Origin of the sequence: Hydrogenophaga sp. (assembly GCF_965657535.1) — a bacterium.
GTDB lineage: Bacteria > Pseudomonadota > Gammaproteobacteria > Burkholderiales > Burkholderiaceae_C > Hydrogenophaga.
The window spans coordinates 267,589-291,952 of sequence record NZ_CBFHOP010000004.1 but is presented as its reverse complement, the minus strand read 5'-3'; the positions used below and the strand labels follow the sequence as shown (position 1 = coordinate 291,952).

At 60.5% G+C, this 24,364-nt stretch carries 22 protein-coding genes; 11 read left to right on the top strand and 11 right to left on the bottom strand.

What is annotated here, in order from left to right; translation table 11 throughout:
- The first annotated feature begins 5 nt into the window (after window positions 1–5).
- The 5 genes from ACTG4K_RS08975 (at window position 6) to ACTG4K_RS08955 (ending at window position 6,085) form a co-directional block, all read left to right on the top strand.
- The gene (locus ACTG4K_RS08975; RefSeq protein ID WP_439113853.1) at window positions 6–1,943 is read left to right on the top strand and encodes a polysaccharide biosynthesis protein; all 1,938 of its coding nucleotides are present in this window, start codon (window positions 6–8) and stop codon (window positions 1,941–1,943) included.
- Window positions 1,944–1,966: 23 nt separating this feature from the next.
- A complete protein-coding gene (locus ACTG4K_RS08970) occupies window positions 1,967–2,893 on the top strand; it encodes a glycosyltransferase family 2 protein (RefSeq protein WP_439113852.1) in 927 nt (308 codons plus the stop codon).
- On the top strand, window positions 2,883–3,539 hold the full coding sequence (locus ACTG4K_RS08965; RefSeq protein WP_439113851.1) for a class I SAM-dependent methyltransferase: 657 nt from the start codon (window positions 2,883–2,885) through the stop codon (window positions 3,537–3,539). Before ACTG4K_RS08970 ends, ACTG4K_RS08965 begins: the two co-directional genes overlap by 11 nt.
- Before the next feature lie 238 nt (window positions 3,540–3,777).
- A complete protein-coding gene (locus tag ACTG4K_RS08960; RefSeq protein WP_439113850.1) occupies window positions 3,778–4,539 on the top strand; it encodes a glycosyltransferase in 762 nt (253 codons plus the stop codon).
- 16 nt (window positions 4,540–4,555) lie between these two features.
- On the top strand, window positions 4,556–6,085 hold the full coding sequence (locus tag ACTG4K_RS08955) for a lipopolysaccharide biosynthesis protein (RefSeq protein WP_439113849.1): 1,530 nt from the start codon (window positions 4,556–4,558) through the stop codon (window positions 6,083–6,085).
- Window positions 6,086–6,137: 52 nt separating this feature from the next.
- Here the strand turns inward: ACTG4K_RS08955 and ACTG4K_RS08950 are convergent, their stop codons facing one another.
- The 8 genes from ACTG4K_RS08950 to ACTG4K_RS08915 all read right to left on the bottom strand — a co-directional run bounded on the left by ACTG4K_RS08950 (window position 6,138) and on the right by ACTG4K_RS08915 (window position 15,176).
- On the bottom strand, window positions 6,138–6,854 hold the full coding sequence (locus tag ACTG4K_RS08950) for an ABC transporter ATP-binding protein (RefSeq protein ID WP_439113848.1): 717 nt from the start codon (window positions 6,852–6,854) through the stop codon (window positions 6,138–6,140).
- A 127-nt stretch (window positions 6,855–6,981) separates the two neighbouring features.
- Window positions 6,982–7,749: an ABC transporter ATP-binding protein gene (locus ACTG4K_RS08945; protein ID WP_439113847.1), complete on the bottom strand. Its 768-nt coding sequence runs from the start codon at window positions 7,747–7,749 to the stop codon at window positions 6,982–6,984.
- Window positions 7,750–7,763: 14 nt separating this feature from the next.
- A complete protein-coding gene (locus ACTG4K_RS08940; RefSeq protein ID WP_439113846.1) occupies window positions 7,764–8,849 on the bottom strand; it encodes a branched-chain amino acid ABC transporter permease in 1,086 nt (361 codons plus the stop codon).
- A gap of 13 nt (window positions 8,850–8,862) precedes the next feature.
- Window positions 8,863–9,792 carry a branched-chain amino acid ABC transporter permease gene (locus ACTG4K_RS08935; RefSeq protein WP_439113845.1) on the bottom strand — a complete coding sequence of 310 codons (930 nt, stop codon included), beginning with the start codon at window positions 9,790–9,792 and terminating at the stop codon, window positions 8,863–8,865.
- Window positions 9,793–10,021: 229 nt separating this feature from the next.
- A complete protein-coding gene (locus ACTG4K_RS08930; protein ID WP_439113844.1) occupies window positions 10,022–11,317 on the bottom strand; it encodes a replication-associated recombination protein A in 1,296 nt (431 codons plus the stop codon).
- Between the two features lie 28 nt (window positions 11,318–11,345).
- On the bottom strand, window positions 11,346–11,981 hold the full coding sequence (lolA, locus tag ACTG4K_RS08925) for an outer membrane lipoprotein chaperone LolA (RefSeq protein WP_439114030.1): 636 nt from the start codon (window positions 11,979–11,981) through the stop codon (window positions 11,346–11,348).
- Between the two features lie 46 nt (window positions 11,982–12,027).
- Complete coding sequence (locus ACTG4K_RS08920; RefSeq protein ID WP_439113843.1) at window positions 12,028–14,388, bottom strand: DNA translocase FtsK; 2,361 nt, start codon at window positions 14,386–14,388, stop codon at window positions 12,028–12,030.
- Between the two features lie 113 nt (window positions 14,389–14,501).
- Complete coding sequence (locus ACTG4K_RS08915; RefSeq protein ID WP_439113842.1) at window positions 14,502–15,176, bottom strand: Crp/Fnr family transcriptional regulator; 675 nt, start codon at window positions 15,174–15,176, stop codon at window positions 14,502–14,504.
- Between the two features lie 166 nt (window positions 15,177–15,342).
- Between ACTG4K_RS08915 and trxB the strand changes: the two genes are divergently transcribed.
- From trxB to rpmG, 3 genes are all read left to right on the top strand, one after another.
- Complete coding sequence (gene trxB, locus ACTG4K_RS08910) at window positions 15,343–16,290, top strand: thioredoxin-disulfide reductase (protein WP_439113841.1); 948 nt, start codon at window positions 15,343–15,345, stop codon at window positions 16,288–16,290.
- A gap of 243 nt (window positions 16,291–16,533) precedes the next feature.
- Complete coding sequence (rpmB, locus tag ACTG4K_RS08905) at window positions 16,534–16,767, top strand: 50S ribosomal protein L28 (RefSeq protein ID WP_056269541.1); 234 nt, start codon at window positions 16,534–16,536, stop codon at window positions 16,765–16,767.
- A 12-nt stretch (window positions 16,768–16,779) separates the two neighbouring features.
- Window positions 16,780–16,950, top strand: coding sequence for a 50S ribosomal protein L33 (gene rpmG / locus ACTG4K_RS08900; protein WP_056269543.1), 171 nt, complete (start codon window positions 16,780–16,782; stop codon window positions 16,948–16,950).
- A gap of 202 nt (window positions 16,951–17,152) precedes the next feature.
- Here rpmG and ACTG4K_RS08895 read toward each other — a convergent pair whose 3' ends face one another.
- Window positions 17,153–18,370: a DesA family fatty acid desaturase gene (locus ACTG4K_RS08895; RefSeq protein WP_439113840.1), complete on the bottom strand. Its 1,218-nt coding sequence runs from the start codon at window positions 18,368–18,370 to the stop codon at window positions 17,153–17,155.
- A 168-nt stretch (window positions 18,371–18,538) separates the two neighbouring features.
- A complete protein-coding gene (locus ACTG4K_RS08890) occupies window positions 18,539–19,807 on the bottom strand; it encodes an RsmB/NOP family class I SAM-dependent RNA methyltransferase (RefSeq protein WP_439113839.1) in 1,269 nt (422 codons plus the stop codon).
- A 210-nt stretch (window positions 19,808–20,017) separates the two neighbouring features.
- Between ACTG4K_RS08890 and ACTG4K_RS08885 the strand changes: the two genes are divergently transcribed.
- Window positions 20,018–21,637 carry a peptide chain release factor 3 gene (locus ACTG4K_RS08885; RefSeq protein WP_439113838.1) on the top strand — a complete coding sequence of 540 codons (1,620 nt, stop codon included), beginning with the start codon at window positions 20,018–20,020 and terminating at the stop codon, window positions 21,635–21,637.
- An 88-nt stretch (window positions 21,638–21,725) separates the two neighbouring features.
- Here ACTG4K_RS08885 and purN read toward each other — a convergent pair whose 3' ends face one another.
- Window positions 21,726–22,337 (bottom strand): phosphoribosylglycinamide formyltransferase, encoded by a 612-nt coding sequence (purN, locus tag ACTG4K_RS08880; RefSeq protein WP_439113837.1) that lies wholly within the window; start codon window positions 22,335–22,337, stop codon window positions 21,726–21,728.
- Between the two features lie 14 nt (window positions 22,338–22,351).
- Here purN and ACTG4K_RS08875 point away from each other — a divergent pair, with 14 nt between their 5' ends.
- Together ACTG4K_RS08875 and ACTG4K_RS08870 are read left to right on the top strand one after the other, a co-directional pair.
- Entirely contained in the window at window positions 22,352–23,071 is a 720-nt protein-coding gene (locus ACTG4K_RS08875; protein WP_439113836.1) for a YceH family protein, read from the top strand.
- 77 nt (window positions 23,072–23,148) lie between these two features.
- The gene (locus tag ACTG4K_RS08870; protein ID WP_439113835.1) at window positions 23,149–24,351 is read left to right on the top strand and encodes an acyl-CoA dehydrogenase family protein; all 1,203 of its coding nucleotides are present in this window, start codon (window positions 23,149–23,151) and stop codon (window positions 24,349–24,351) included.
- The last annotated feature ends 13 nt before the right edge of the window (window positions 24,352–24,364 follow it).

Below are 24,364 nucleotides of genomic sequence, written 5' to 3'. Positions count from 1 at the left end.
GCGTGATGGAAGAAAAATTAAATCAATCGAACTACAAACGCTCGGCCGACAGCTTGCTCACGCTCCCCAGAGCGGCCAAGCGGCTGCTGGTGCTGGCGGTGGACGTCGGTTTGTGCGTGCTGACCGTTTGGCTGTCCATCTGCCTGCGCTTTGAAACCTGGGTGTACCTGGAGGGTTACCAGTGGCTGGCCGTTGCCGCATCCCCGGCACTGGCCATTCCCCTGTTTGCAGCACTGGGCCTTTACAGCTCGGTGTTTCGATTTGCGGGACGCGAGTCGTTGCTTTCGCTGGTGCAGGCCATTGGCATTTACGCGTTGCTTTACGCCAGCATTTTCACTGCCATCGGTTTCCCGCTGGTACCACGCACCATCGGACTCTTGCAACCCGCCCTGCTGCTGCTGGCGGTAGGCGCCGTGCGCTTTTTGGCACGTGAACTGCTGGGTGAAGCGGTCCCAGACACCATGCACCCGGAAAAAACCGCGCCGGTGCTCATATACGGCGCGGGCAACTCCGGGCGGCAACTGGCCGCATCCCTGGCCAAAACCAGCATGCGTGTGGTCGGCTTTCTGGACGACAACCCCAGCCTGCACGGAGGGCGCATCATGGGCCTGCCCGTCTACGACCCCGCCACGCTCAATGCGCAGGTGCTCGCCCAGGGCGTGCGAGACGTCCTTCTCGCCCTGCCATCGGTCAGCCGAACCCGCCGCACCGAGATCGTGAAGCTGCTGAACCGGTCGCGCGTTGCCGTGCGCACACTGCCCCGGCTGGCCGATCTGGCCCACCGCCGTGTAGACGCCGACCAACTGCGCGAGGTGTCTCTGGAGGATCTGCTGGGACGCGACCCCGTACCCCCAGACGCCATGCTGATGGCCCGCAACATCCGGGGGAAAACCGTCATGATCACCGGTGCGGGTGGCTCCATCGGCAGCGAACTGTGCCGCCAAATCGTGATGCAGCAGCCCAAGCAACTGGTGCTCGTTGAACTCAACGAGTTTGCGCTCTACACCGCCCTGGAAGCGTTGGAACGCTTGTTGCACGGCACCCTCGAACTGAGCGCCGTGGCGCTGCAGGCTGTGTTGGGCGACGTGCGCGACGAAGCTCGCATGCGCCAACTCATGCAAACGCACCAACCCCACACGGTCTACCACGCCGCGGCTTACAAACACGTGCCGCTGGTGGAAGACAACCCAGTTGCTGCGATCCGCAACAACGTGTTTGGCACCCTGAACGTGACCCGTGCCGCCATCGACGCGGGCGTGATGGACCTGGTCCTCATCAGCACAGACAAAGCTGTGCGCCCCACCAACGTGATGGGTGCGACCAAACGCCTGGCAGAAATGGTTGTGCAAGCGCTGGCCCGTGAATGCCAAGCTGCCGGGCGCCCGACACGCCTGTCCATGGTGCGGTTTGGCAACGTGCTGGGCTCTTCGGGCAGCGTGATCCCGAAGTTCCGCCAGCAGATTCAAGCCAGAGGTCCTGTGACGGTGACCCATCCCGACATCACACGGTACTTCATGACCATCCCCGAAGCGGCTCAACTCGTGATCCAGGCCGCCGCCATGTCCACAGACGCCACCGAACCCGGACCACTCTACCTGCTGGACATGGGCGACCCGGTGCGCATTCAGGACCTGGCTCGCATCATGATTCAGCTCTCTGGCTTGACCCTGCGCGACGCAGACAACCCTGACGGCGACATTGCAATCGAATTCAGCGGACTTCGTCCGGGAGAAAAACTCTACGAAGAGCTGCTTATAGGCTGCGCCGCTGAGAGGACTTCGAACCCCAAAATCATGCGTGCCCAGGAGCGTTGGCTCGACTGGGTGCAGTTGGAGTGCCTGCTTGCGCAAATGGCGCAACTCGACAGCGGTGATACGCCAAAGGTCACGCAACAGGCCTTACAAACCTGCGTCCCAGACTACCAACCCCAGGTTGCACCGTGAGCCTGCACACACCTTCTGTAGCCTTGCTGGGCACCACCACGCGTCCCAATGGTGTGAGCGCTGTGATCGTCTCTTTTCAGCCTGACCTGAGCGCATTGCAGCACCTGATTGAAGCACTGCAGCCTCAGGTCGATGACGTTGTGCTGGTGGACAACGGATCCGATGCCGACGTCCCAACCTGGGCCAAAGCGCATTTCAAAACGCCCACACTGCATGTGATCGGCCTTGGAAAAAACCTGGGCATTGCTGCTGCCCAGAACGTGGGCCTGACCCATGTCGAAAAGCTTGGAGCGCCTTGCGTGATCCTGTTTGATCAAGACAGCTGTCCAGCACCCGACATGGTGCAACAACTGCATAACGTGGTGATCGAACGCCAGAAAAATGGTGAGAGCATCGCATCGGTCGGTCCAAGATTTATCGACGATCGCCTGGACAACCCGCCGCCATTCGTGCGCATCCGTGGCATTCAATACCAGCGCCAGACCTGCACCACACCCAACGCCGTGGTACCGGTTGACTACCTGATCGCATCGGGTTGCCTGATCCCGATGAGCACCATCCACACCGTGGGCAACATGCAAGAAGACCTGTTCATCGACTATGTGGACATCGAGTGGGGGCTACGCGCCAAAGCACATGGCTTCGCCTCCTACGGGGTCTGCGCAGCCCACATGCGCCATACCCTGGGCGATCGCCCCATCACGTTCGCCGGCAGGCAATACCCGGCGCGCAGCTCGCTCCGCCATTACTACATGTTCCGGAATGCGATCTGGATGTACCGCCAACGCGGGCTGCCCCTGAACTGGAAAGTGGCAGATGCTTGGCGCCTACTGCTGAAATACGGCTTCTATCTTCTGTTCGACAAACCGCGCTTGACCAGCTGGCACATGGTTCACAAAGGGCTTTGGCACGGTTTGCAGAAAAAAATGGGGAAATTTCATGCCAGTTGAACAGCTGCCACAAGGGCACCAAATCTACAGCGACTCCACCCGCACCGACATACTTCCCTTGTTAGACAAGGCCTACGCCCGCGTACTGGACGTGGGTTGCTCAACAGGCAACACAGGTGCCCTGCTCAAACGCCAAGGGCTGTGCGAATGGGTCACGGGCGTCGAGCCGTTCCCCGCCACTGCGGCAATGGCCAGAAACCAACTGGACCAAGTGATTGAAAAGCCGATTGAGGCCGCTCTGATTGAGCTGCCTGACCACTCATTTGATGGCATCCTCTGTCTGGACGTACTGGAGCATCTGGTCGACCCTTGGCAAGTCGTTGATCAACTGAGCACCAAACTCCGGGCGGGCGGTGTGCTGATCACCAGCATCCCCAACGTCAGGCACATCGAAGTGCTGTTCAACCTCCTGATCAGAGGTCGGTTTGAATACACAACCAGTGGCATTTTGGATCAAACCCATTTGCGCTTTTTCACGCGCCAAAGTGCCGCCGATCTGGTGCAAACACCCCAGCTCCAACTGGAAACATCGCAAGGCCTGCTGGGCCCGAAATCCAAGATGTTGAACCGGCTGTCATTGGGTCTGACAAAGCACCTGCTGTACAGCCAATACCTCATGCGCTCACGAAAAGTTCATCACGATTGACTCTGTGCAACAGGCTGCGCGGTCCCGATCGGGATGAAAACTGGAAATAGCAAGTAAATCCATGAAGCATCTATGAGAAACACAGCCACCCTTCAAGACAGGCAAGGAAATGGGAAATACGCGTATGGCGCTCTCAAGGCAACATCCACGAAGCGACCACTTCGCACCGCGACAACAACATGTGCAACGCCACGCCACGCACCGCGAGCAGGCACGCCTTCACTGACAGTCCATCGGCATGAACTCCAGCCTTGACCCAATTGAACTCAGTCTTTCCATTGTCAGTCATGGGCAAGGCGCTATCGTCACCCATTTGCTGCAAGATCTTCAGATTCCAATGGATATTTCTTGTGAACTTCTGCTGACCTTGAATCGTCCTGAAGACGAGCGTTTTCTGGACGCATTGTCCACACTACCATTCCCAGTCCAGATCATCAGAAATGGGCGGCCAAAAGGTTATGGAAGCAATCACAACGCCGCGTTCAGAAATGCAAAAGGGCGTTATTTCGCGGTCATCAATCCCGATATCCGACTAATCGATCACCATTGTAAGCCGCTCTTGGAATTGATTGATGCGCACCACGCTGGTGTGTGCGCACCCGCCGCTTTTTTATCAAATGGTGGAACAGCTCCAGGTGCACGCCGCTTTCCAACCTGGCGATTCTTGTTGGCAAAACTGCTGGGGCGCACCCACGATTCAGAATACCCCCAGACGACACAACCCTTCCAGGTGGACTGGGTGTCTGGCATGTTCATGGTGTTTCCCCGAGCGGCATTTGAGCACGTGGGTGGATTTGATGAGCGCTACTTCATGTACTACGAAGATGCCGATCTGTGCAGACGACTTGGAAAAGCAGGTTGGGGCAGCTGGGTACAGCCAGCCTGCCGGGTGGTGCACGACGGGCAGTACGCCAGTCGACGCAACCTCAAACATTTGTATTGGCACCTCAGCAGCGCCATCCGGTTTTTGGCGAGCCACGGCCGGCCTGGGCGCCCCTGATGCGCAAGCCCACACCATGACCCTGACACGCGCCGCAGCATTCAATTACTTCAGCCATGCCTATGTGGCCCTGGTCGGATTGCTGGCTCTTGGTATCTACATCAAATTCATCGATCCCGAAACCTATGGATTGGTAGCGTTCTATGGCGTCACGCAGGCGTGGTTTATTCTGCTTGACCTCGGACTGGGTGCCACCATCTCGCGTGAAACCGCTCGACAGCAAGCAGGCGCGCAGAGCATCCAGCAGCTTAGGCAGCTCCTACGTGGATCCGAATACTTCTTTGCCGCGATGAGTGTGCTCGGCGCGGCGGTGTTGGTGGCGGGCGCACACTTCATTTCAACGCATTGGTTGAACATTAAGACCCTGGCCCTGGACCAAGCCACACTGGCCATCAAATTCATGGCGGTATCGATGGCCTTGCGATTGATCACCGTGGCTTATCGAAGCATGCTGACGGGCATGGAAGACTTTCTGCGGCTGTCGCTATTGAATACCTTCTTCGCCACCCTGAGATTCGTGGCGGTCATTCCATTTTTTGTTTATTTCAGCACCGAGGCGGTGGACTTCTTCATTTATCAGATGGTCATTTCTGCAGGTGAACTGGCCGCTTTCCGCCGGTACGCGAGGAAGCCATTTTTTAAAGACAAAAGACTGGGTTCTGCCGTCAATCAGCCCTTGTCCACACCCAACAACCTCCAGATTCAAGGATGGATACGTTTTTCGCTGGCTGCAGGCACCACGGCAGGCCTGTGGATTGCCGTGACACAGGTCGACAGACTGATCCTGTCGAACAGGCTGTCCCTGGGTGATTTTGGCTATTTCAACCTGGCCGTGGTGGTCGCCAGCGCCGTTTTTGTGGCAACTGTTCCCATCAACACCGTGCTGACACCGCGTATGGCGCGGCTGCATGCGGGAAGAAACGATGAACGCCTGTTTGATCTGTACCGCACCGGGACGCAGATCATTGCCGTGGCGACCTTGCCAATTGTGGGTCTTTGCCACGTGCTGTCTGCACCCATTCTGTGGGTGCTGACGGGCAATGCACAACTCGTCCAGGTTGCAGCGCCCGTGTTGTCGCTCTACGTGATCGGCAACGCTCTGTTGGTCTTCTCGCTCTGCCCCTATTTGCTGCAATACGCGCGGGGCAATATGAAGATGCACCTGACAGGCAACACCCTTTTGCTGATCGGACTGGGGGTCGGTATGGCCTGGGCCACATCCTTGGCAGGAATGAGCGGCGCGGGCTGGGCCTGGATCACCGTCAACGCCCTTTATTTCACGCTGTGGGTTCCACTCATCCACCACAGATGGTGGCCTGGCATGCACCTGAAATGGCTTGCCCACGACATCGGGCCCATCGCTGGAGCCGTCTCGTTGATCAGCCTGGTGTGGCAGGCACTGGCGCCGCACCCCACCAGCCGCCTGCAAGCTGCAATTGTGGTGGTTGCCCTGGGTGCATCCCTCTTGATGGCGGCCATGTTTGCAAGCCAGGTCATGCGCCTGTGGTTGTCTGCCCAGTACGCCCGGCGACGCTCATCGCCATGAAAGCGCTCTTCCGTGTCGCCAGGCCATACGCGCTCGGCGGCACGGCGATGGCTCAATGACCCAGATAAGCCTCTCTGACCTTCGGGTCCACGAGCAAATCCTTGCCCGCGCCCGTCATGGTGATCTCACCCGAATCCATCACGTAACCGCGGTCGGCGATCTGCAGGGCGCGCTGGGCGTTTTGCTCCACCAGCAGCACCGTCACGCCCTGCGCTGACACGTCGCGCACCACTTCAAAAATCTTGTCCACCATGATGGGTGACAAGCCCATGGAAGGCTCGTCCAGCAAAAGCACCTTGGGTTGGCTCATCAGCGCACGCGCCATGGCCAGCATCTGCTGTTCGCCACCGCTCATGGTGCCGGCGAGCTGGTCTTTGCGCTCGCGCAGGCGCGGGAAAATGCCAAACATGCGCTCGATGTCGTTGGCAATACCCGCCTTGTCGGTGCGAATGTAAGCGCCCATCTGCAGGTTTTCGGTGATGGTCATGCGGGTGAACACGCCACGTCCCTCCGGCACCATGGCCAAGCCCTGCTTGACCAGGTCCCAAGCGCCTTTGCCTTTGATGCTTTTGCCCAAGTATTCGATGTCGCCTGCTTCAAACGCCAGCGAGCCCGTGACGGCCTTCATGGTCGTGGTCTTGCCTGCACCGTTGGAGCCGATGAGCGAAATCAGCTCGCCCTCACGCACCTCCAGATCAATCCCTTTGACCGCCTTGATACCGCCGTAGGCGACCTTCAGGCCGCTGACTTTCAACAGTGTGTTTGCCATTTCAAGATTCCTTATGTGTTGCTGTGTCCGGCGCGGAGGGTTTGAGCCAAGAACACCGCGGAACCAGCTTTGCCAGGCCGCAGATGTTGCCCCTTGGGGGGTGGCGCCCACGGCGCTGCGCGGGGGTTCAACCTCCCGTACCCAGATAGGCTTCGATCACCTTCGGGTCGCGCTGCACTTCGGCCGGCGTTCCCGACGAGAGCTGTTTGCCATAGTCGAGCACGGTCACCCTGTCGCACAGGCCCATGACCAGCTTCACATCGTGCTCAATCAGCAAAATCGTGCGGTTGTCCTTGCGGATGCGATCGATCAATTCGCGCAACATCACCTTTTCGGTGGCGTTCATGCCCGCGGCAGGCTCATCCAGCGCGATCAGCTGGGGGTCGGTGGCCAGGGCACGGGCAATTTCCAGGCGGCGCTGGTCGCCGTAGCTCAGGGTACGCGACTTGTAGTCGGCAAACTTGCTGATTCCGACGTATTCCAGCAACTCGCGCGCACGGGCGGTGATCTCGGCTTCTTCGCGCTTGAAACTTGGCGTACGCAACACAGCACCAATCAGGCCGGAATGGGTGCGCACGTGACGCCCCACCATCACGTTTTCCAGCGCGGTCATTTCAGCAAACAGGCGGATGTTTTGAAACGTGCGGGCAATGCCCGCCTTGGCAACTTCATGAACCGCCGAGGGCGTGTAGGGCTTGCCCGCCAGTTCAAAAGAGCCGCTGTCGGGCGTGTACAGACCGGTCAGCACGTTAAAAAACGTGGTTTTTCCGGCTCCGTTGGGGCCGATCAGGCCGTAGACCTGGCCGCGCTTGATTTCCATGCCCACATCGCTGAGGGCTTGCAGGCCACCAAAACGCTTGGAAACGTTGGCCACCTTGAGAATGGTTTCAGACATGTCAGCAACTCCGCTCATTTGGTCAAGGACTTGCCATGCTCAGGCGCTGGCCACAGGCCTTTGGGGCGCAACAGCATCACCACCACCATGGCCAGTGCGATCAGCAGCTGGCGCAAGATTTCGGGGGCCAAACGGCCATCGGTCATGGCGGTCAGGGGGTGCGCCACATGGCGCAGCAACTCGGGCAGTCCCGCCAGCAACAAGGCGCCCAGGATCACACCCGGTATATGGCCAATGCCGCCCAACACCACCATGGCCACCACCATCACGGACTCCATCAGCGAGAACGATTCGGGCGACACAAAGCGCTGGAAGGAAGCAAACAGCACGCCGGAAACGCCGCCAAACGAAGCGCCCATACCAAACGCCAGCAGCTTTAGGTTGCGGGTATTCAGGCCCATGGCCTTGGCGGCAATTTCGTCTTCACGAATGGCCATCCAGGCGCGGCCAATGCGCGAGTCCTGCAGACGGTAAGAAATGATCACCGCCATCACCACGAAGAACAGGAACAAGTAGTAGTACAGCGTGACGGGCTGAAAGGTGTAGTCACCAATGGTCAGGCGCTTGCCCAGGTCCAGTCCAAAGACCGAGATGGTGTCGATCTGGCTGATGCCTTTGGGGCCGTTGGTGATGTTCACCGGGCGGTCCATGTTGAGCAGGAAGATGCGGATGATTTCACCGAAACCCAGCGTGATGATGGCCAGGTAGTCACCACGCAGCTTGAGCGTGGGGGCACCCAGAATCATCCCTACGATGCCCGCCACCACCGCCGCGAGGACCATCACCCACCAGATGCTGTAGTGAAGCCCGTTGGGGAACATGGCCTTGATGGCCGGGAAGGTGTCAGCCAGGTGCGGCGAGCCCAGCAGGGCAAAAATGTAGGCACCCACCGCGAAGAACGCGATGTAACCCAGATCCAGCAGGCCGGCGTAGCCGACCACGATGTTCAGGCCCAGCGCCAGCAACACATACAACAGCGCAATGTCCAGAATGCGCACCCACGAGTTGCTGCCCGTGGCCTGCAACAAAATAGGCAACAGCAGCAACGCTGCTGCTGCCAGCAGAAAAACGATCAGCTTTCCCATCTTGGAATTCATCATGGTGCTCTCCTGCTCAGGCTCGGTCGGCCACACGCTCGCCCAGCAGACCCGAAGGACGCAGGGTCAGCACGATCGCCAGCACGATGAAGGCAAAAATATCGGTGTACTGGCTACCCAGCACACCCCCGGTGAGTTTGCCCAGGTATCCGGCGCCTAGCGACTCGATCAGGCCCAGCGCAATGCCGCCGACCACAGCACCCGCCAGGTTACCGATGCCGCCCATCACCGCAGCCACAAAAGCCTTCAGCCCGGGCATGAAGCCCATGGCATGTTGCACCGTGCCGTAGTTGGACGCCCACATCACACCGGCAATGGCTGCCAGCATGGCGCCGATGATAAAAGTGGCGGAAATCACCACGTCGGGACGGATGCCCATGAGCGCTGCCACCCGGGGGTTTTCAGCCGTGGCACGCATGGCGCGTCCCAGGTTGGTTCGGTTGACCAGCCACATCAAGAAGGCCAGTGTGATGGCTGTGACAGCCAGGATGGTGATCTGCGTCACCGAAATCACCGCGCCGCCCAGATAGAAAGGCTCGGTAGACAGCATGGAAGGGTACGACTTGGGGTTGGGCTTCCAGATGATCATGGCCAGCGTCTGCAACAACAACGACATACCGATGGCGGTGATCAAGGGAGCCAGCCGCGATGAGTTGCGCAGCGGCCGGTACGCCAGCTTTTCGATGGTGTAGTTCAGCGCCGCGCACACCACCATGGCAATGATGGTGGCCATCAGCAGCATCAACCAGCCGGGCACGCCCACCATGGATTCGCGCATACCGGCAATGATGGTCCAACTCGTGAGAGCGCCGACCATCAGCACGTCACCGTGCGCGAAGTTGATGAGCCCGATGATGCCGTACACCATCGTGTAGCCCAACGCCACCAGCGCGTACATGCTGCCCAACACCAGACCGTTGATGATCTGCTGTATCAAGGTTTCCATGAAGTTTCTCCGTGTTTTTGACAGGCGCGGGCGGATTGCCCGGACTGGCCTGTTTCAACTTAGCAAAAAACCCGCCAGGCTCGACCTTGGAACAGGACAGACTGCGGGTTGGTGCCGGATTGTAGCGAGGCGTTTTGAGCGCCCCCATGCGTGTAAGCCCTTATCGCGCACGGGTTTACCCTGATTTCCAGATTTCCAGCCGCTCTGCATCAGTGCGATTGGTGTTTCATTAGTTTTTGTGATCGTTCAGTTTTTTGAGTTCGCGCAGCTTATCGGCAATGCGAATCTCCAGCCCGCGCTCCACCGGGCGGTAAAAACCGGGCTCGGCCATGCCTTCTGGCAGGTAGTTTTCGCCTGCGGCAAAGCCATCGGCCTCGTCGTGGGCGTACCGGTACCCTTTGCCATAGTCCAGCTGCTTCATAAGCCGGGTGGGCGCATTGCGAAGGTGCATGGGCACCGCACGGGTGCCGTCTTTTTTCACAAACGCCTTGGCCTCGTTGAAGGCCTTGTAGACCGCATTGGACTTGGGCGCCACGGCCAGATACACCACGCACTCGGCCAGGGCCAGTTCGCCCTCGGGCGTGCCCAGGCGCTCATAAACATCGGCCGCATCCAGCGCCAGGCGCAGCGCGCGGGGGTCGGCCAAGCCAATGTCTTCGCTCGCCATACGGATGAAGCGGCGCGCCAAATAGCGCGGATCGGCTCCACCGTCGAGCATGCGCACAAACCAGTACATCGCAGCGTCCGGGTCAGACCCGCGCACGCTTTTGTGCAGCGCACTGATGGTGTCGTAAAACTGCTCGCCGCCCTTGTCGTACCGCCGCATACGCTCACCGAGCACGCGCAGCAGCCAGTCGTCGGTCACCTCAGGCAGTTTCTCGCGCCCGGCGGCCACGGCCAGGGTTTCTAGCGTGTTGAGCAGGCGCCGTGCATCGCCATCGGCATAGGCAATCAGGCGATCGGCTGCGGCCGCTTGCAGCGGGGGCACAGCGTCGATGGCCTGCGCCCGTCCGATGATCTGGCGCAAATCGTCCTCACCCATGGGTTGCAGCACATACACTGCTGCCCGGGAAAGCAAAGCCGAATTCACTTCAAACGAGGGGTTTTCGGTGGTGGCACCAATGAAGGTGAACAGCCCGCTCTCAACATGGGGCAAGAAGGCGTCTTGCTGGCTTTTGTTGAAGCGGTGCACCTCGTCCACAAACACGATGGTGCGCTGCTGGTGCAGGCCATCGCGCGCGACCTCGGCCTTGTCCACCGCTTCGCGGATGTCTTTCACACCGCCCAGCACCGCGCTGATGGTGATGAACTGCGCGTCAAACGCATCGGCCATCAGTCGGGCGATGGTGGTCTTGCCCACACCCGGGGGACCCCAGAGAATGCAACTGTGCGGCTGGCCAGACTCAAACGCCAACCGCAGCGCCATGCCCTCGCCCAGCAGTTGCTGCTGACCGATGACAGTGGCCAGCGTGCGCGGGCGCAAGCGCTCGGCCAGGGGGGTGTGCTGGGGTGCGGCTGAACTCACGGCAACCGGAGGTGCTGGACGGTTGCGCTCAAGGCCGGATCACGTCGGCACCCGCAGGCGCCTGGAACCGAAAACGCTCAGCCGTCAGCGGCGCGTTGCCCTGCCACTGACTGAACGTCAAGACCGAGCGTTGGCCCAGGCTGTCCACAATCTCCAGCGCCGTCAACTGGCCTTGCCGAAAACCCACACGCACGCTTTGCAACTGCCCGTCTTTGCTGCGCGGGCGCGCTTCCAGCCACGCCATGCCGTCTTGTGCAGGCGCGGCTCTCAGATCAAAAACCTCAGACAAAGCCCGCAAGTCGGTGCCCGCAGCAATCAAGGCGGCTGGCGTGCTGCCCAACACCTCCTGCTGCTTGCGGGCCGTTACCTGATTCAGGTCCACGTCGTAAAGCCAGAGCGTCTGGCCGTCGGCCACGATGGTTTGCTCAAACGGCTTGGTGTATTCAAACCGAAACCGGTTGGGCCGCAAAAATTCAAAACGCCCGCTGGACGTCTTGCTGCGCGCCACGGTTTCGCTGGCGCGCTTGGGCGAGGTGACCACCTGGGTAAAGCTGGCCTGCGCGCTGTTGACTTCGCGCAGAAATTTTTCGAGGTCTTGCAGACCGTCGGCCTGCGCTGTAAGGACCGCCAGCGCGAGCGCGGCCGTGGTGATGAATGTTTTGATCATGTGCAGTCAGAGCCGTTTGCACGCACAAGGTTGCATGGCGCTCTCATTCATTGCGCCCAGGCACCAGAATGTCGCGTTGCCCGCTCGACGTCAGCGCGCTCACCAAGCCGGCGTTTTCCATGTCTTCCAGCAAGCGCGCGGCCCGGTTGTAACCAATTTTCAACTTGCGTTGCACATAAGAAATGCTGGCCTTGCGGTCTTTCAAGACGATTTCAACGGCCTGGTCGTACAGCGCATCTTTTTCGCCACCACCGCCACCGCCTTCGCCAAACACGTCGCTGCCGTCGCCTTCGCCCACGGTGGACTCCAGCACGCCGTCAATGTAGTTGGGCTCACCACCCTGCTGCTTCAGGTAGGCCACCACACGGTGCACCTCGTCGTCGCTCACAAAGGCGCCGTGCACCCGGATCGGGAAGCCCGTGCCCGAGGGCATGTAGAGCATATCGCCCATGCCCAGCAAACTCTCAGCGCCCATCTGGTCCAGGATGGTGCGGCTGTCGATCTTGCTGCTGACCTGGAACGACAAGCGGGTAGGAATGTTGGCCTTGATCAAGCCGGTGATCACGTCCACGCTGGGGCGCTGCGTGGCCAATATCAGGTGAATGCCGGCGGCCCGGGCCTTTTGCGCGAGGCGTGCAATCAGCTCTTCAATCTTCTTGCCCACCACCATCATCAGATCGGCCAGCTCGTCGATCACCACCACGATGTAGGGCAGACGCTCCAGCGGCTCAGGCTGCTCGGGCGTGAGGCTGAACGGATTGCCAATGATCTCGCCACGGGCCTTGACTTCGTCGATCTTGACGTTGTAGCCCGCCAGGTTGCGCACACCCATTTTGCTCATGAGCTTGTAGCGCTTTTCCATTTCGGCCACGCACCAGTTCAGGCCGTTGGCCGCGTGCTTCATGTCGGTTACCACCGGTGCCAGCAGGTGCGGAATGCCTTCGTAGACGCTCATCTCCAGCATCTTCGGGTCGATCAACAGCAGACGCACATCTTTGGCGTCTGCCTTGTAGAGCAACGACAAAATCATGGCGTTGATGCCGACCGACTTGCCCGAGCCCGTGGTGCCTGCCACCAGGCAGTGCGGCATTTTGGCCAAGTCAGCCACGATCGGTTGCCCCCCGATGTCTTTGCCCAGGCCCATGGTCAGCATGGACTTGGCATCGTTGTAAACAGCAGACCCCAATATTTCGCTGAGCTTGATGGTCTGGCGCTTGGCGTTGGGCAGCTCCAGTGCCATCAGGTTCTTGCCGGGAATGGTCTCAATCACGCGGATCGACACCAGCGACAAGGAGCGCGCCAAGTCGCGGCCCAGATTCACAATCTGCGAGCCTTTCACCCCGGTGGCGGGCTCGATTTCGTAGCGCGTGATCACCGGGCCAGGCGCAGCCGCGACCACCCGCACATCGACCCCAAAGTCCTTGAGCTTCTTCTCAATCAGGCGGCTGGTCATCTCCAGCGTCTGGCTGTCCACGCCCGGCTGGTTCAGCGGCGCGCTGTCCAGCAGATCCACCTGCGGCAGCTTGCTGTCGGGCATTTCACTGAACAAGGGCTTCTGCCGCTCTTTGGCCACCCGTTCGCTCTTGGGCACGTCCACCAGCGTGGGTTCAATCACCACCGGCATCGGGTGGTGCTCTTCAATCTCGACCCGCTCGACCTTTACAACCTCTTCGCGCTCGCGTGCAGCCTGCTCGCCAATGCGCTGGTCTTCCACCGCCTCCCGCTTCTCGCGCCGGGACTCAAACCAGCCGTCGAGCATGGAGCCCAGCCGTTCGGCCCAATGGCCCCACGAAAACCGGAAAACACGGGGCAAGCAGAGCACCAACAAGGCCAGCATGGCCAGCGCCGAGCCGGTGAAACCGAGCCATCGCACAGCGAGCATCCCCAGCGTGTGGCCCAGCACACCGCCAGCATGGCCCGGCAGCACACTTTCAAGCCGGTACATGCGCGTCCACTCCAGCACCGTGCTGGCTGCCAGCAACAACACCAACCCCATCCAGAAAGCGCTGCGGCGGCTCCAGAAACGGCCCCACCGCGTCACCATGGCTGAGGCCGGGCCATCGTCACCCGCCTGGCCGCCTTGCTGCCCCCGAATCCAGTCGGCCAGCGCCGACAACCAGGTGCGCAAACCGGCAAAAAAACACCACCACACCGAAAAGCCCAGCAAGTAGTAGCTGCCGTCGGCCAGCAGCGCGCCCAGCCGGCCGCCCCAGTTGCCGGCCTCGGCCAACGTACCTGTGGTGCTCCAGGCCGGGTCAGCCAGCGAATGGCTGAGCAATGCCAGCAGCCAAAAAGCCAGGGCTGCAGCGCCCAGCACCAACCCAATCTCCTGGGCGAAACGGGCTACCCCTGAGGGTGCAGCGCTGGCACGGTCGGCGTTGAGTGTGTTCAATGAATAGGTCATAAGCTCAAGGTCGTCCTGAAGCAAGCTTAACCCAAGGATTTGGGCGCTCCACGCAGGCCATCGCAGGGTGGTTTCAGTCACCCTGAAGACACACCTACAGCCCACGCCAAGCTTCAGCCCAGCGTGTTGATGCGGTCCTTGATGATCGTGCTGCCGTCTTCGGCCAGCTCAATGAAGCCCCGGTCTTCCAAGTCTTTCATCACGCGGCTCACCATCTCGCGGGAGGCACCGATCATCTTGGCTACATCCTGGCGCGACACGCGGTCGCGAATCATCAACTGACCGTCTTTACCTGGCTGGGCGACCTCCATCAGCGCTCTTGCTACCCGGCCATAAACATCCATCAGCGCCAGCGACTCGATCTTGCGATCGGCATGGCGCAACCGCTGCACCAAACCCTTCATGACCGCGTAGGCCATCGAGGTGTTCTCAGGCAAGCAACGGGCAAATTCAGGGCGCCCCAAAATCAACACATCGGTTTGCACCTCCGCGCGCACCGTGGCAGAGTGCGGCTGGTTGTCAATCAGACTCATTTCGCCCACGTAGTCACCCGGGTTCATGGTCGCCAGGATCACCTCGCGACCGCGCGCATCAGCGGTCACCACGCGGGCACGTCCGGTCAACACAATCGCCAGGAAATTGGATTTCTTACCTTGCTCAACGATGCACTCACCGCGCTTGAAACGCCGCTTGATCACGGCATCAGCCACCGACTCCGCCTGTGCTTGCGTCAGGGTCGAAAACAGGGGAACCCGGCGAATCAAATCCAGATTGGACAGAATGGACATACGTTTATTCCTCTGGTCAGGCGGCATAAGCAGCGCTGTTTCATACAATGCCTCATAGAGATACCGTCCCCCATCCCGAAGCAGGGTGGTTTGAATGGCGTTGGCAGTAACCATTTATCTCAATACTCTAAACCAAACACCCCATGTCACCATCGGGGCTTGCACCATGAAGCATACTAAAGTTCTTATTCTCGGGTCAGGCCCGGCTGGTTACACCGCCGCGGTGTATGCCGCACGCGCCAACCTGAACCCCGTGCTGATCACCGGTATTGCCCAGGGCGGTCAGCTCATGACCACCACCGAAGTGGACAACTGGCCCGCCGACGTGGACGGCGTGCAAGGCCCCGAACTCATGCAGCGCTTTCTGGCGCACGCTGAGCGCTTCAATACCGAAATCGTGTTCGACCACATCCACACAGTCGACTTTTCACAGCGGCCCTTCGTCCTCAAGGGCGACAGCGGCGAATACAGCTGCGACGCCCTGATCATCGCCACCGGCGCCTCGGCCAAGTACCTGGGCCTGCCATCAGAAGAAGCCTTCATGGGCAAGGGTGTTTCGGGTTGTGCCACCTGCGATGGCTTTTTCTACCGCAACGAAATCTGCAGCGTGGTCGGCGGAGGCAACACGGCTGTGGAAGAAGCGCTGTACCTGTCCAACATTGCCAGCAAGGTCTACCTGATCCACCGCCGCGACACCTTCAAAGCCGAAGCCATCATGATCGACAAGCTGATGGAAAAAGTGGCCGCTGGCAAGATCGAACTCAAGCTGCACAGCACCCTCGACGAGGTGCTGGGTGACACCACCGGCGTCACCGGCGTTCGCTTGAAAAACGTTCAAACCGGCGCAACCGAAGACGTGACGGTTAAAGGCTGCTTCATCGCCATCGGACACAGCCCCAACACCGACATCTTCAAAGGTCAACTGGAGATGCAAGACGGCTACATCGTCACCCAGTCGGGCCTCAAAGGCATGGCCACCATGACCAGCATACCCGGCGTGTTCGCAGCCGGCGACGTGCAGGACCACATTTACCGCCAGGCCATCACCAGCGCAGGCACCGGCTGCATGGCCGCGCTGGACGCCCAGCGCTTCCTGGAGCAAAACGACCTGTAAGCCCAGGGCCGCCCAAAAAGCAGGGACCCGCTCCTGAACGGACAGACTTCAAGCCCAAGGCTATAATCCAAGGCTTTGCTGCAATTTCCTGCGTGTTGGGCCTTGGCTCTGCCGCCTGCAGCAAGATTCGGGTTACCGCCACCCTATCCTGGCGAGGTGAGGCTGAAATGCCAGACACGGCCTGTCGCGACACCGCCTCAGGTCTTTGGCAAACAGCTGTTAGAAAATGATCGGAGTGTCCTCATGGCACGCGTCTGCGATGTAACGGGCAAGAAGCCCATGGTCGGGAACAATGTTTCCCACGCCAACAACAAAACCAAGCGCCGGTTCCTGCCGAACCTGCAATACCGCCGTTTCTGGGTCGAGAGCGAAAACCGTTGGGTGCGTCTTCGCGTCTCCGGTGCAGCCCTGCGCCTGATCGACAAAAACGGCATTGATGCTGTGCTCGCAGACTTGCGCGCACGCGGCCAAGCTTAAGGAGAACCGAACATGGCAACCAAAGGCGCACGCGAGAAAATCAAGCTGGAATCCACCGCTGGAACCGGCCATTTCTACACCACCACCAAAAACAAGAAGACCACGCCCGAGAAGATGCTGATCAAAAAGTTTGATCCAAAAGCTCGCAAGCATGTGGACTACAAAGAAATCAAGCTGAAGTAACTCAGCCGGATGCCTCCAACAAAAAAGCCGCTGTAAAACAGCGGCTTTTTTGTTGGAGCGTATCTGAAGAAAACAAAGCCGGGACTATTCCTGCGGCACAGTGCCTTGAACAGAAGGCTGCTCAAGCTGGCTGCGCCAGCCCAACAGCGTTTTCCCCATGAAAGATCAACGCACGCCGCAAGCGCAGCGCGGTTGACCAAATTTAGGCTCTGGCAGAACGCAGCTGGATAGAGAACTCTCGCAGGGCAGCGATACCACTCTCTTCCGCCCGGCGGCACCAAGCCTGCAAATCAGCGGCCAGCTGCTCGCGAGAATGCGAGGTGTTCAGCCAGATCTGACGCAGCTCCTCGCGCATCACCACCATTTTGTCCAGCACCGGGTAAGCAGCGCGAGCCTGGCTGAGCTGGGGCACAGCAGCTGCAGGCACTTTGTCGGCGTCGCGGTGCAGCCAGCGGCTGGCGGTTTTAAGCACGCTGGCGTCCACCTTGGGTGTTGCCGCTTCATGCTGAAACACATCGCGCATCTTGCGGGCGTAACCAGCCATCACCTCGTAGCGGTTGGCAATGATGGCTTCCAGGGTTTTTTCGTCGGCCACGGGCTTGACGTCGCCATAAGCCATCTTCGGTGGCGTCTTTTTCACGGCAGCCAAACCCACCATCTGCATGATGCTGATGTACATCCAGCCAATATCAAACTCGTAAGGCTTCACAGACAGTTTGGCCGACGTGGGGTACGTGTGGTGGTTGTTGTGAAGCTCTTCGCCACCAATAAGGATGCCCCACGGGGAAATGTTGGTGCTAGCGTCCGTCGCTTCAAAGTTGCGGTAGCCCCAGTAGTGGGCTGCACCGTTGATGATGCCGGCCGCCGTGATGGGAATCCAGGCCATTTGAACGGCCCAGACCGCCAGGCCCGCTGCGCCAAAGAGGGCAATGTCGACGATCATCATCAGCGCGACGCCTTGCCAAGAGTACTTGGTGTAGAGGTTTCGCTCAATCCAGTCGTCCGGCGTACCGTGACCGTAGCGGGCCATGGTTTCTTTGTTCTTAGACTCGGCGCGGTACAGTTCAGCACCTTCAAACAGCACCTTCTTGATGCCATGCACGTGTGGGCTGTGTGGATCTTCCGCCTGCTCGCACTTGGCGTGGTGCTTGCGGTGGATGGCTGCCCACTCTTTGGTCACCTGGCCGGTCGTCAGCCAGAGCCAGAAACGGAAAAAGTGCGACGCGATGGGGTGCAGGTCGAGCGCACGGTGCGCCTGGTGACGGTGCAGGTAAATGGTGACGCTGGCGATGGTGATGTGGGTGAACACCAGGGTCACCAGCACGATCTGCCACCAGCTGGCTTCGGTCAATCCGTGGGCCAACTGCTGAATCAGACCATCCCACAAAGTGGAAAAAAATCCGGAATCGTTTGAGAACATTGATTTCCTAAATGACCGCCCAATAGCGGCGAGGACACGAGGGTTAGTCGATCTGGCGAAGGAACGACCAAAACGCTAACAATTTTAAGGCTGGGGGTGAAAAACACCAAATGCTCAACACGGCTGCGAGCGCCAAGCCTGATCAAAATCAGGCTTTTGTTTCATTTTTCAAGTCTTTTTCCGCCAGACGGCAGCAAAAAAGCCGTCTGTTGCATGCCGATGCGGCCACAAACGCAACATTTGACCGCCATCCCCCGTACACAAGGCGGTGGCGTGGGGCACCAGGGCCGTCTCCAGCAAACCCGCCACGGGCACCGGCTCGTAGTCGGGGTGGGTCTCGCCAAACGCGGCCACGACGGCTTCGTTTTCAGCCGGTAACAGGCTGCAGGTGGCGTACACCAAGCGGCCACCTGGCTTCAGCAGGCGTGCTGCGCTGTTCAGAATGGCTTGTTGCAGGTCGGCTTGGGCCGCGACGGTTTGGGGGTTTTGGCGCCATTTCAGGTCGGGGCTGCGGCGCAATGTGCCCAAGCCGGAACAGGGTGCGTCCACCAGCACGCGGTCGATCTTGCCTGCCAGCCGCTTGATGCGGTCATCGCGCTCGTGCGCAATGGCCACCGGGTGGACGTTGGACAAGCCACTGCGTGCCAACCGGGGCTTGAGCGCATCCAGGCGGTGGCCCGACGTATCAAACGCGTACAGGCGCCCGCTGTTGCGCATGGCCGCACCTATGGCCAGCGTCTTGCCGCCGGCGCCAGCGCAAAAGTCCACCACCATTTCACCGCGTTTGGCATCCAGCAGCAGGGCCAGAAGTTGTGAACCCTCGTCTTGCACCTCCACGTCGCCCTGCACGAAAGCCGGTAACTTGGCCAGCGAGGGCTTGCCTTGCAGGCGAATGCCCATGGGTGAATACGGCGTGGGCTCACAGCTCAAACCAGCCTGGCGCAACTCAGCCAGCACGGCTTCACGCTTCTTTTTGAGCACGTTGACGCGCAGGTCCAGCGGCGCGGGCTGGTTCAGGCTCGCCACCAGCGCGTCAAATTCGGTGCCCACTTGCTCGCGCAGCGCAGTCGCCAGCCACTCCGGCAGATTGTGGCGGTGGGGTGCCATCAAATCGGCGTCGGTCACAGCGTCGCAATGGTCGAGCCAATTCTTTTCCACATCGGTGAGCGCACTTTTGAGAAAGTCGCGGTCACCCGGAAAACCCAACACGGCCAGACGGCGCCACTTGGAGCCGCTGCCAGAGCGCGCGAGCCATTCGAATTTCAGGCGTTCGCGCAGGGTGGCGTACACCGTGTCGGACAGGGTGGCCCGCTCGCGCGGCCCAAGCGAGCGGTGCTCGCGAAAGTAACGGGACACCACCGCATCGGCAGGGTGCTCAAATTTGTAAACGAGTTCAATCAGGTTGGAGCATTCGTCCAGCAGGGCTTTTGGGTGCATAGACCGGATTATCCCCCTGCCCCGCTGCGCAGCTTCCCCCAAGGGGCACGATGCCTGTGTCCGGGCAAAGCCCGATCCACGGCATCTCTGGGTAGGGGCATCGCGCACCGGAGGTGTCTGCGGTATGGAGCGCGGGTGTCGCCCCCGGCGGGCGGGTAAGCCGCGCAGCGGCGCGGGGGGAGCCAAGTCCAGGGGGGATAATCCCGGCCCATGTCTGAACTCTCCAACCAAGTGCGCCGCCGGCGCACATTCGCCATCATTTCCCACCCCGATGCGGGCAAAACCACGCTGACCGAAAAGCTGCTGCTGTTTTCGGGCGCCATCAACATCGCTGGATCGGTGAAGGCGCGCAAGGCGGCGCGCCACGCCACGTCCGACTGGATGGAAATTGAAAAACAGCGTGGCATCTCGGTCGCTTCGTCGGTGATGCAGATGGAATACCGCGACTGCGTGATCAACCTGCTCGACACGCCGGGCCACCAGGATTTCAGTGAAGACACCTACCGGGTGCTCACCGCCGTGGATGCCGCGCTGATGGTGATCGACGCCGGTAACGGCGTGGAGCCGCAGACGCGGCGCCTGCTGCAGGTGTGCCGCGCGCGCAACACGCCCATCCTGACGTTCGTCAACAAGATGGACCGCGAGGTGCAGGCACCGCTGGACCTGATGGACGAGATCGAGCGCGAACTGGGTATGACCGTGGTGCCGTTCACCTGGCCGGTGGGCATGGGCAAGACCTTTCGCGGCGTGTTCGACCGCCGCACCGACCAGATGCGCGTGTTCGCCGCTGGCGAAGACCGTCGCGGTGGCGACGAAGACGTGCTCAGTGGGCTGGACAACCCCGAAAGCGTGAAGCGCTTTGGCGCCGAATTTGAGCAGGCCAAAGAAGAACTGGAACTGGTCGAAGGCGCATCGCCTGCGTTTGATGAGGCCGAATTTTTGGCCGGGCGCCAGACGCCCATGCTGTTCGGCTCGGCCGTCAACAACTTTGGCGTGCGCGAGGTGCTGGACGCACTGGTGGACCTGGCGCCACCGCCTGGCGACCGCCCGGCCATTCAACGTGTGGTGCACCCGGACGAGCCCAAGTTCACCGGTGTGGTGTTCAAGATCCAGGCCAACATGGACCCGGCACACCGCGACCGGATTGCCTTTGTGCGCGTGGCCAGCGGCCATTTCGAGCGCGGCATGAAGCTGAAGGTGGTGCGCAGCGGCAAAGACCTGCGCCCGAACACGGTGGTGAGCTTTTTGAGCCAGCGGCGCGAACTGCTGGACGAAGCCTTTGCCGGCGACATCATCGGTATTCCCAACCACGGCGTGCTGCAACTGGGTGACACACTGACCGAAGGCGAAACGCTGCAGTTCACCGGCCTGCCCTTCTTCGCGCCGGAGATCATACGCAGCGTGGAAGTGGCCGACCCGCTGCGCAGCAAGCAGTTGCGCGCGGGTCTGACCCAACTGGGCGAAGAAGGCGCCATCCAGGTGTTCCGCCCCGTGGCCGGCAGCGTGTTGCTGCTGGGCGCCGTGGGCCAGCTGCAGTTTGAGGTGGTGGCACACCGGCTAGAGCACGAATACGGCGTGAAGGCTCGCATCATGGGCAGCCCTTACCAGGTGGCGCGTTGGGTGACCTGCTCCCCCGAAGACGGCGGTGAGATTGAACTGAAGAAGTTCATCGACGCCAACAGCCACCGCGTGGCGCTGGACGCCGTGGACGCACCCACCTTATTGGTGGACCATGCGGCCACGCTGCGGGCGGTGGAAGCGAACTGGCCGAAGATCAAATTCCACGCGATGCGCGAGCATGCGGGATTGGTGTTTCATAAGTCTATGTAACCCCCCGCGCCGCACCTGCGGCGCGTCACCCCCTCAAGGGGGAATGCGAGCGGCCCGGCAAAAGCGGATCCGTTGCGTTCACGGCGAGCTACCCCTTGATGCTGGACGCTATTTCTCCCAGCAAACGCTCCACTGTGCGCGGGTAAATGATGTGCTCCTGCGTCAACGCGCGCGCGGCCAGTGTCTGCGCCGTGTCACCGGGCAGCACCGGTACCACGGCCTGATCCAGAATGTCGCCATGGTCCAGCTCGGCCGTCACCCGGTGCACCGTGACGCCGGCAAACTTGCAGCCCATGTCAATGGCGCGCTGGTGGGTGTTCAACCCAGTGAAAGCTGGCAACAGGCTGGGGTGGATGTTGATGAGCCGGCCTGCGTAGTGCTGCACAAAACCGGGGGTGAGGATGCGCATAAACCCGGCCAACACCACCAGCGCGGGCGCATGGCGGTCGATCGCGGTCATCAGCTCGGCGTCAAAAGCTTCCCGGTTGGCAAACGCCTTGTGGTCCAACACCGCAGTGGCGATGCCCTGTTCATGGGCGAATTCCAGACCCTTTGCCTGCGCCTTGTTGCTGATGACGGCCGCCACACGGGCGCCGAATTGTTCTCTCCAGTGGTGTTTTTGAGCCGTCTTCACGATGGCGGCCATGTTGGAGCCGCTGCCGGAGATCAGAATAACGATGTTTTTGTTCACGCCTGACATGGCCAAGAAGTGTAATGACCCCAGAACCCACGACCACCCCACGCTCACACGATTTTCAACAGCGTCCGCTGTCAGCTGCGGAGGCTCGCGTGCTGGGCACGCTGATGGAGAAGGCACGCACCGTGCCCGACAGCTACCCCCTCACGCTCAACACACTGATCACCGGCTGCAACCAGAAGTCCAGCCGCGACCCGGTGCTGCAACTGCCCGACGCACTGGTGGTAGAAGCGCTGGAGGGCTTGCGGCATTTGAATCTGGTGTTTGAAACCAGTGGCGGACGGGCAACCCGCTACGAACACAACGTGATGCGTGCGGTGGGCGTGCCCGAGCAATCGGCCGTGCTGCTGGGCATGTTGATACTGCGCGGCCCGCAAACCGCCGGTGAGCTGCGGCTGAACACAGAGCGCTGGTACAAGTTTCTAGACATTGCATCGGTCGACGCCTTTCTGGAAGAACTGCAAGACCGGTCCCCCGAAAAAGGCGGTGCTCTGGTTATGAAACTGCCGCGGGCGCCCGGGGCACGCGAACAGCGCTGGGCACACCTGTTGTGCGGTCCGGTCGATCTGTCTGCGCTGCAGAGCGCCGCCGCGCCAGCCAGCATGGGTGCAACCGAAGACGACGTAATCGCGCTGACCCGCCGCGTGGCCCGGCTGGAAGACACCGTGGCCTTGCTGCAAGACCAGCTGCAAAACCTGCACAAAGAACTCGGCTTGTCGCAGCCCGGACAGGACTGAAACGAACGGTCGTGCCAAACTGAGGGTCGCTTTGCGGGGATTCCCCATTCACCCCGCGCCCCACAAGGAGACACCCCATGGATTTGGCATTCACGCCCGAAGAGCAGGCGTTTCGCGAAGACATTCGCGCTTGGGTCAAGGACAATCTGCCCGCCGACATCGCCCACAAGGTACACAACGCGCTGCGCCTTACCCGCGACGACATGCAGCGCTGGGCCAAAATACTGGGCAAAAAAGGCTGGCTCGGTCATGGTTGGCCGAAAGAATTTGGCGGCCCCGGCTGGAACGCGGTGCAAAAACACCTGTTCGAAGAAGAGTGCGCGCTGGCTGGCGCGCCGCGTGTGGTGCCGTTTGGCCCGGTGATGGTGGCCCCGGTCATCATGGCCTTTGGCAACAAAGCCCAGCAGGAGCGTTTTCTTCCAGGTATTGCCAGCGGTGACGTGTGGTGGAGCCAGGGCTACAGCGAACCCGGCTCAGGATCTGATCTGGCCTCGGTCAAATGCCGCGCAGAACGCCAGGGCGACACCTACATCGTCAACGGACAAAAAACCTGGACCACGCTCGGCCAGTACGGCGAGTGGATTTTTTGCCTGGTGCGCACCAGCAACGAGGGCAAGCCGCAAACCGGCATCAGCTTCTTGCTGATCGACATGAAGTCGCCGGGTGTGACGGTGCGCCCGATCCGACTGCTGGACGGCGAATGCGAAGTCAACGAGGTTTGGTTTGACAACGTCGAAGTGCCCGCTGAGAACCTGATCGGCGAAGAAAACAAGGGCTGGACCTACGCCAAGCACTTGCTCAGCCACGAGCGCACCAACATTGCCGACGTGAACCGCGCCAAGCGCGAACTGGAGCGGCTGAAACGCATCGCCAAAGCCGAAGGCGTGTGGGACAGCACCGTGGACGGCCCGTCGGCCGGGCGCTTCCGCGACCAGATCGCGTTGCTGGAAGTGGACGTGGTGGCACTGGAAATGCTGGTGCTCCGGGTGCTGTCGGCTGAGAAGTCGGGCAAGAACTCACTGGACATCGCGGGTCTGCTCAAAATCAAGGGCAGCGAGATCCAGCAGCGCTACGCCGAACTCATGATGCTGGCGGCCGGGCCGTTTGCCCTTCCATTCATCGAAGAAGCCATGGAAGCCGGCTGGCAAGGCAACTTCCCGGGTGGCGAGGTGGCCAACGCGCCGCTGGCCTCCACCTACTTCAACATGCGCAAGACCACCATCTATGGCGGCTCTAACGAAGTGCAGCGCAATATCGTAGCCCAGACGGTCCTCGGCTAAGCCCTTGGACCAG

Coding starts and splice junctions, on each gene's coding strand:
- ACTG4K_RS08975 (WP_439113853.1), top strand. CDS start 6: ATGGAAGAAAAATTAAATCAATCGAACTACAAACGCTCGGCCGACAGC.
- purN (WP_439113837.1), bottom strand. CDS start 22,337: ATGTCAGGCGTGAACAAAAACATCGTTATTCTGATCTCCGGCAGCGGC.
- ACTG4K_RS08875 (WP_439113836.1), top strand. CDS start 22,352: ATGACCCCAGAACCCACGACCACCCCACGCTCACACGATTTTCAACAG.
- ACTG4K_RS08890 (WP_439113839.1), bottom strand. CDS start 19,807: ATGCACCCAAAAGCCCTGCTGGACGAATGCTCCAACCTGATTGAACTC.
- trxB (WP_439113841.1), top strand. CDS start 15,343: ATGAAGCATACTAAAGTTCTTATTCTCGGGTCAGGCCCGGCTGGTTAC.
- ACTG4K_RS08885 (WP_439113838.1), top strand. CDS start 20,018: ATGTCTGAACTCTCCAACCAAGTGCGCCGCCGGCGCACATTCGCCATC.
- ACTG4K_RS08915 (WP_439113842.1), bottom strand. CDS start 15,176: ATGTCCATTCTGTCCAATCTGGATTTGATTCGCCGGGTTCCCCTGTTT.
- ACTG4K_RS08950 (WP_439113848.1), bottom strand. CDS start 6,854: ATGGCAAACACACTGTTGAAAGTCAGCGGCCTGAAGGTCGCCTACGGC.
- ACTG4K_RS08965 (WP_439113851.1), top strand. CDS start 2,883: ATGCCAGTTGAACAGCTGCCACAAGGGCACCAAATCTACAGCGACTCC.
- ACTG4K_RS08945 (WP_439113847.1), bottom strand. CDS start 7,749: ATGTCTGAAACCATTCTCAAGGTGGCCAACGTTTCCAAGCGTTTTGGT.
- ACTG4K_RS08955 (WP_439113849.1), top strand. CDS start 4,556: ATGACCCTGACACGCGCCGCAGCATTCAATTACTTCAGCCATGCCTAT.
- ACTG4K_RS08935 (WP_439113845.1), bottom strand. CDS start 9,792: ATGGAAACCTTGATACAGCAGATCATCAACGGTCTGGTGTTGGGCAGC.
- ACTG4K_RS08870 (WP_439113835.1), top strand. CDS start 23,149: ATGGATTTGGCATTCACGCCCGAAGAGCAGGCGTTTCGCGAAGACATT.
- ACTG4K_RS08920 (WP_439113843.1), bottom strand. CDS start 14,388: ATGACCTATTCATTGAACACACTCAACGCCGACCGTGCCAGCGCTGCA.
- rpmG (WP_056269543.1), top strand. CDS start 16,780: ATGGCAACCAAAGGCGCACGCGAGAAAATCAAGCTGGAATCCACCGCT.
- ACTG4K_RS08940 (WP_439113846.1), bottom strand. CDS start 8,849: ATGATGAATTCCAAGATGGGAAAGCTGATCGTTTTTCTGCTGGCAGCA.
- ACTG4K_RS08960 (WP_439113850.1), top strand. CDS start 3,778: ATGAACTCCAGCCTTGACCCAATTGAACTCAGTCTTTCCATTGTCAGT.
- rpmB (WP_056269541.1), top strand. CDS start 16,534: ATGGCACGCGTCTGCGATGTAACGGGCAAGAAGCCCATGGTCGGGAAC.
- ACTG4K_RS08895 (WP_439113840.1), bottom strand. CDS start 18,370: ATGTTCTCAAACGATTCCGGATTTTTTTCCACTTTGTGGGATGGTCTG.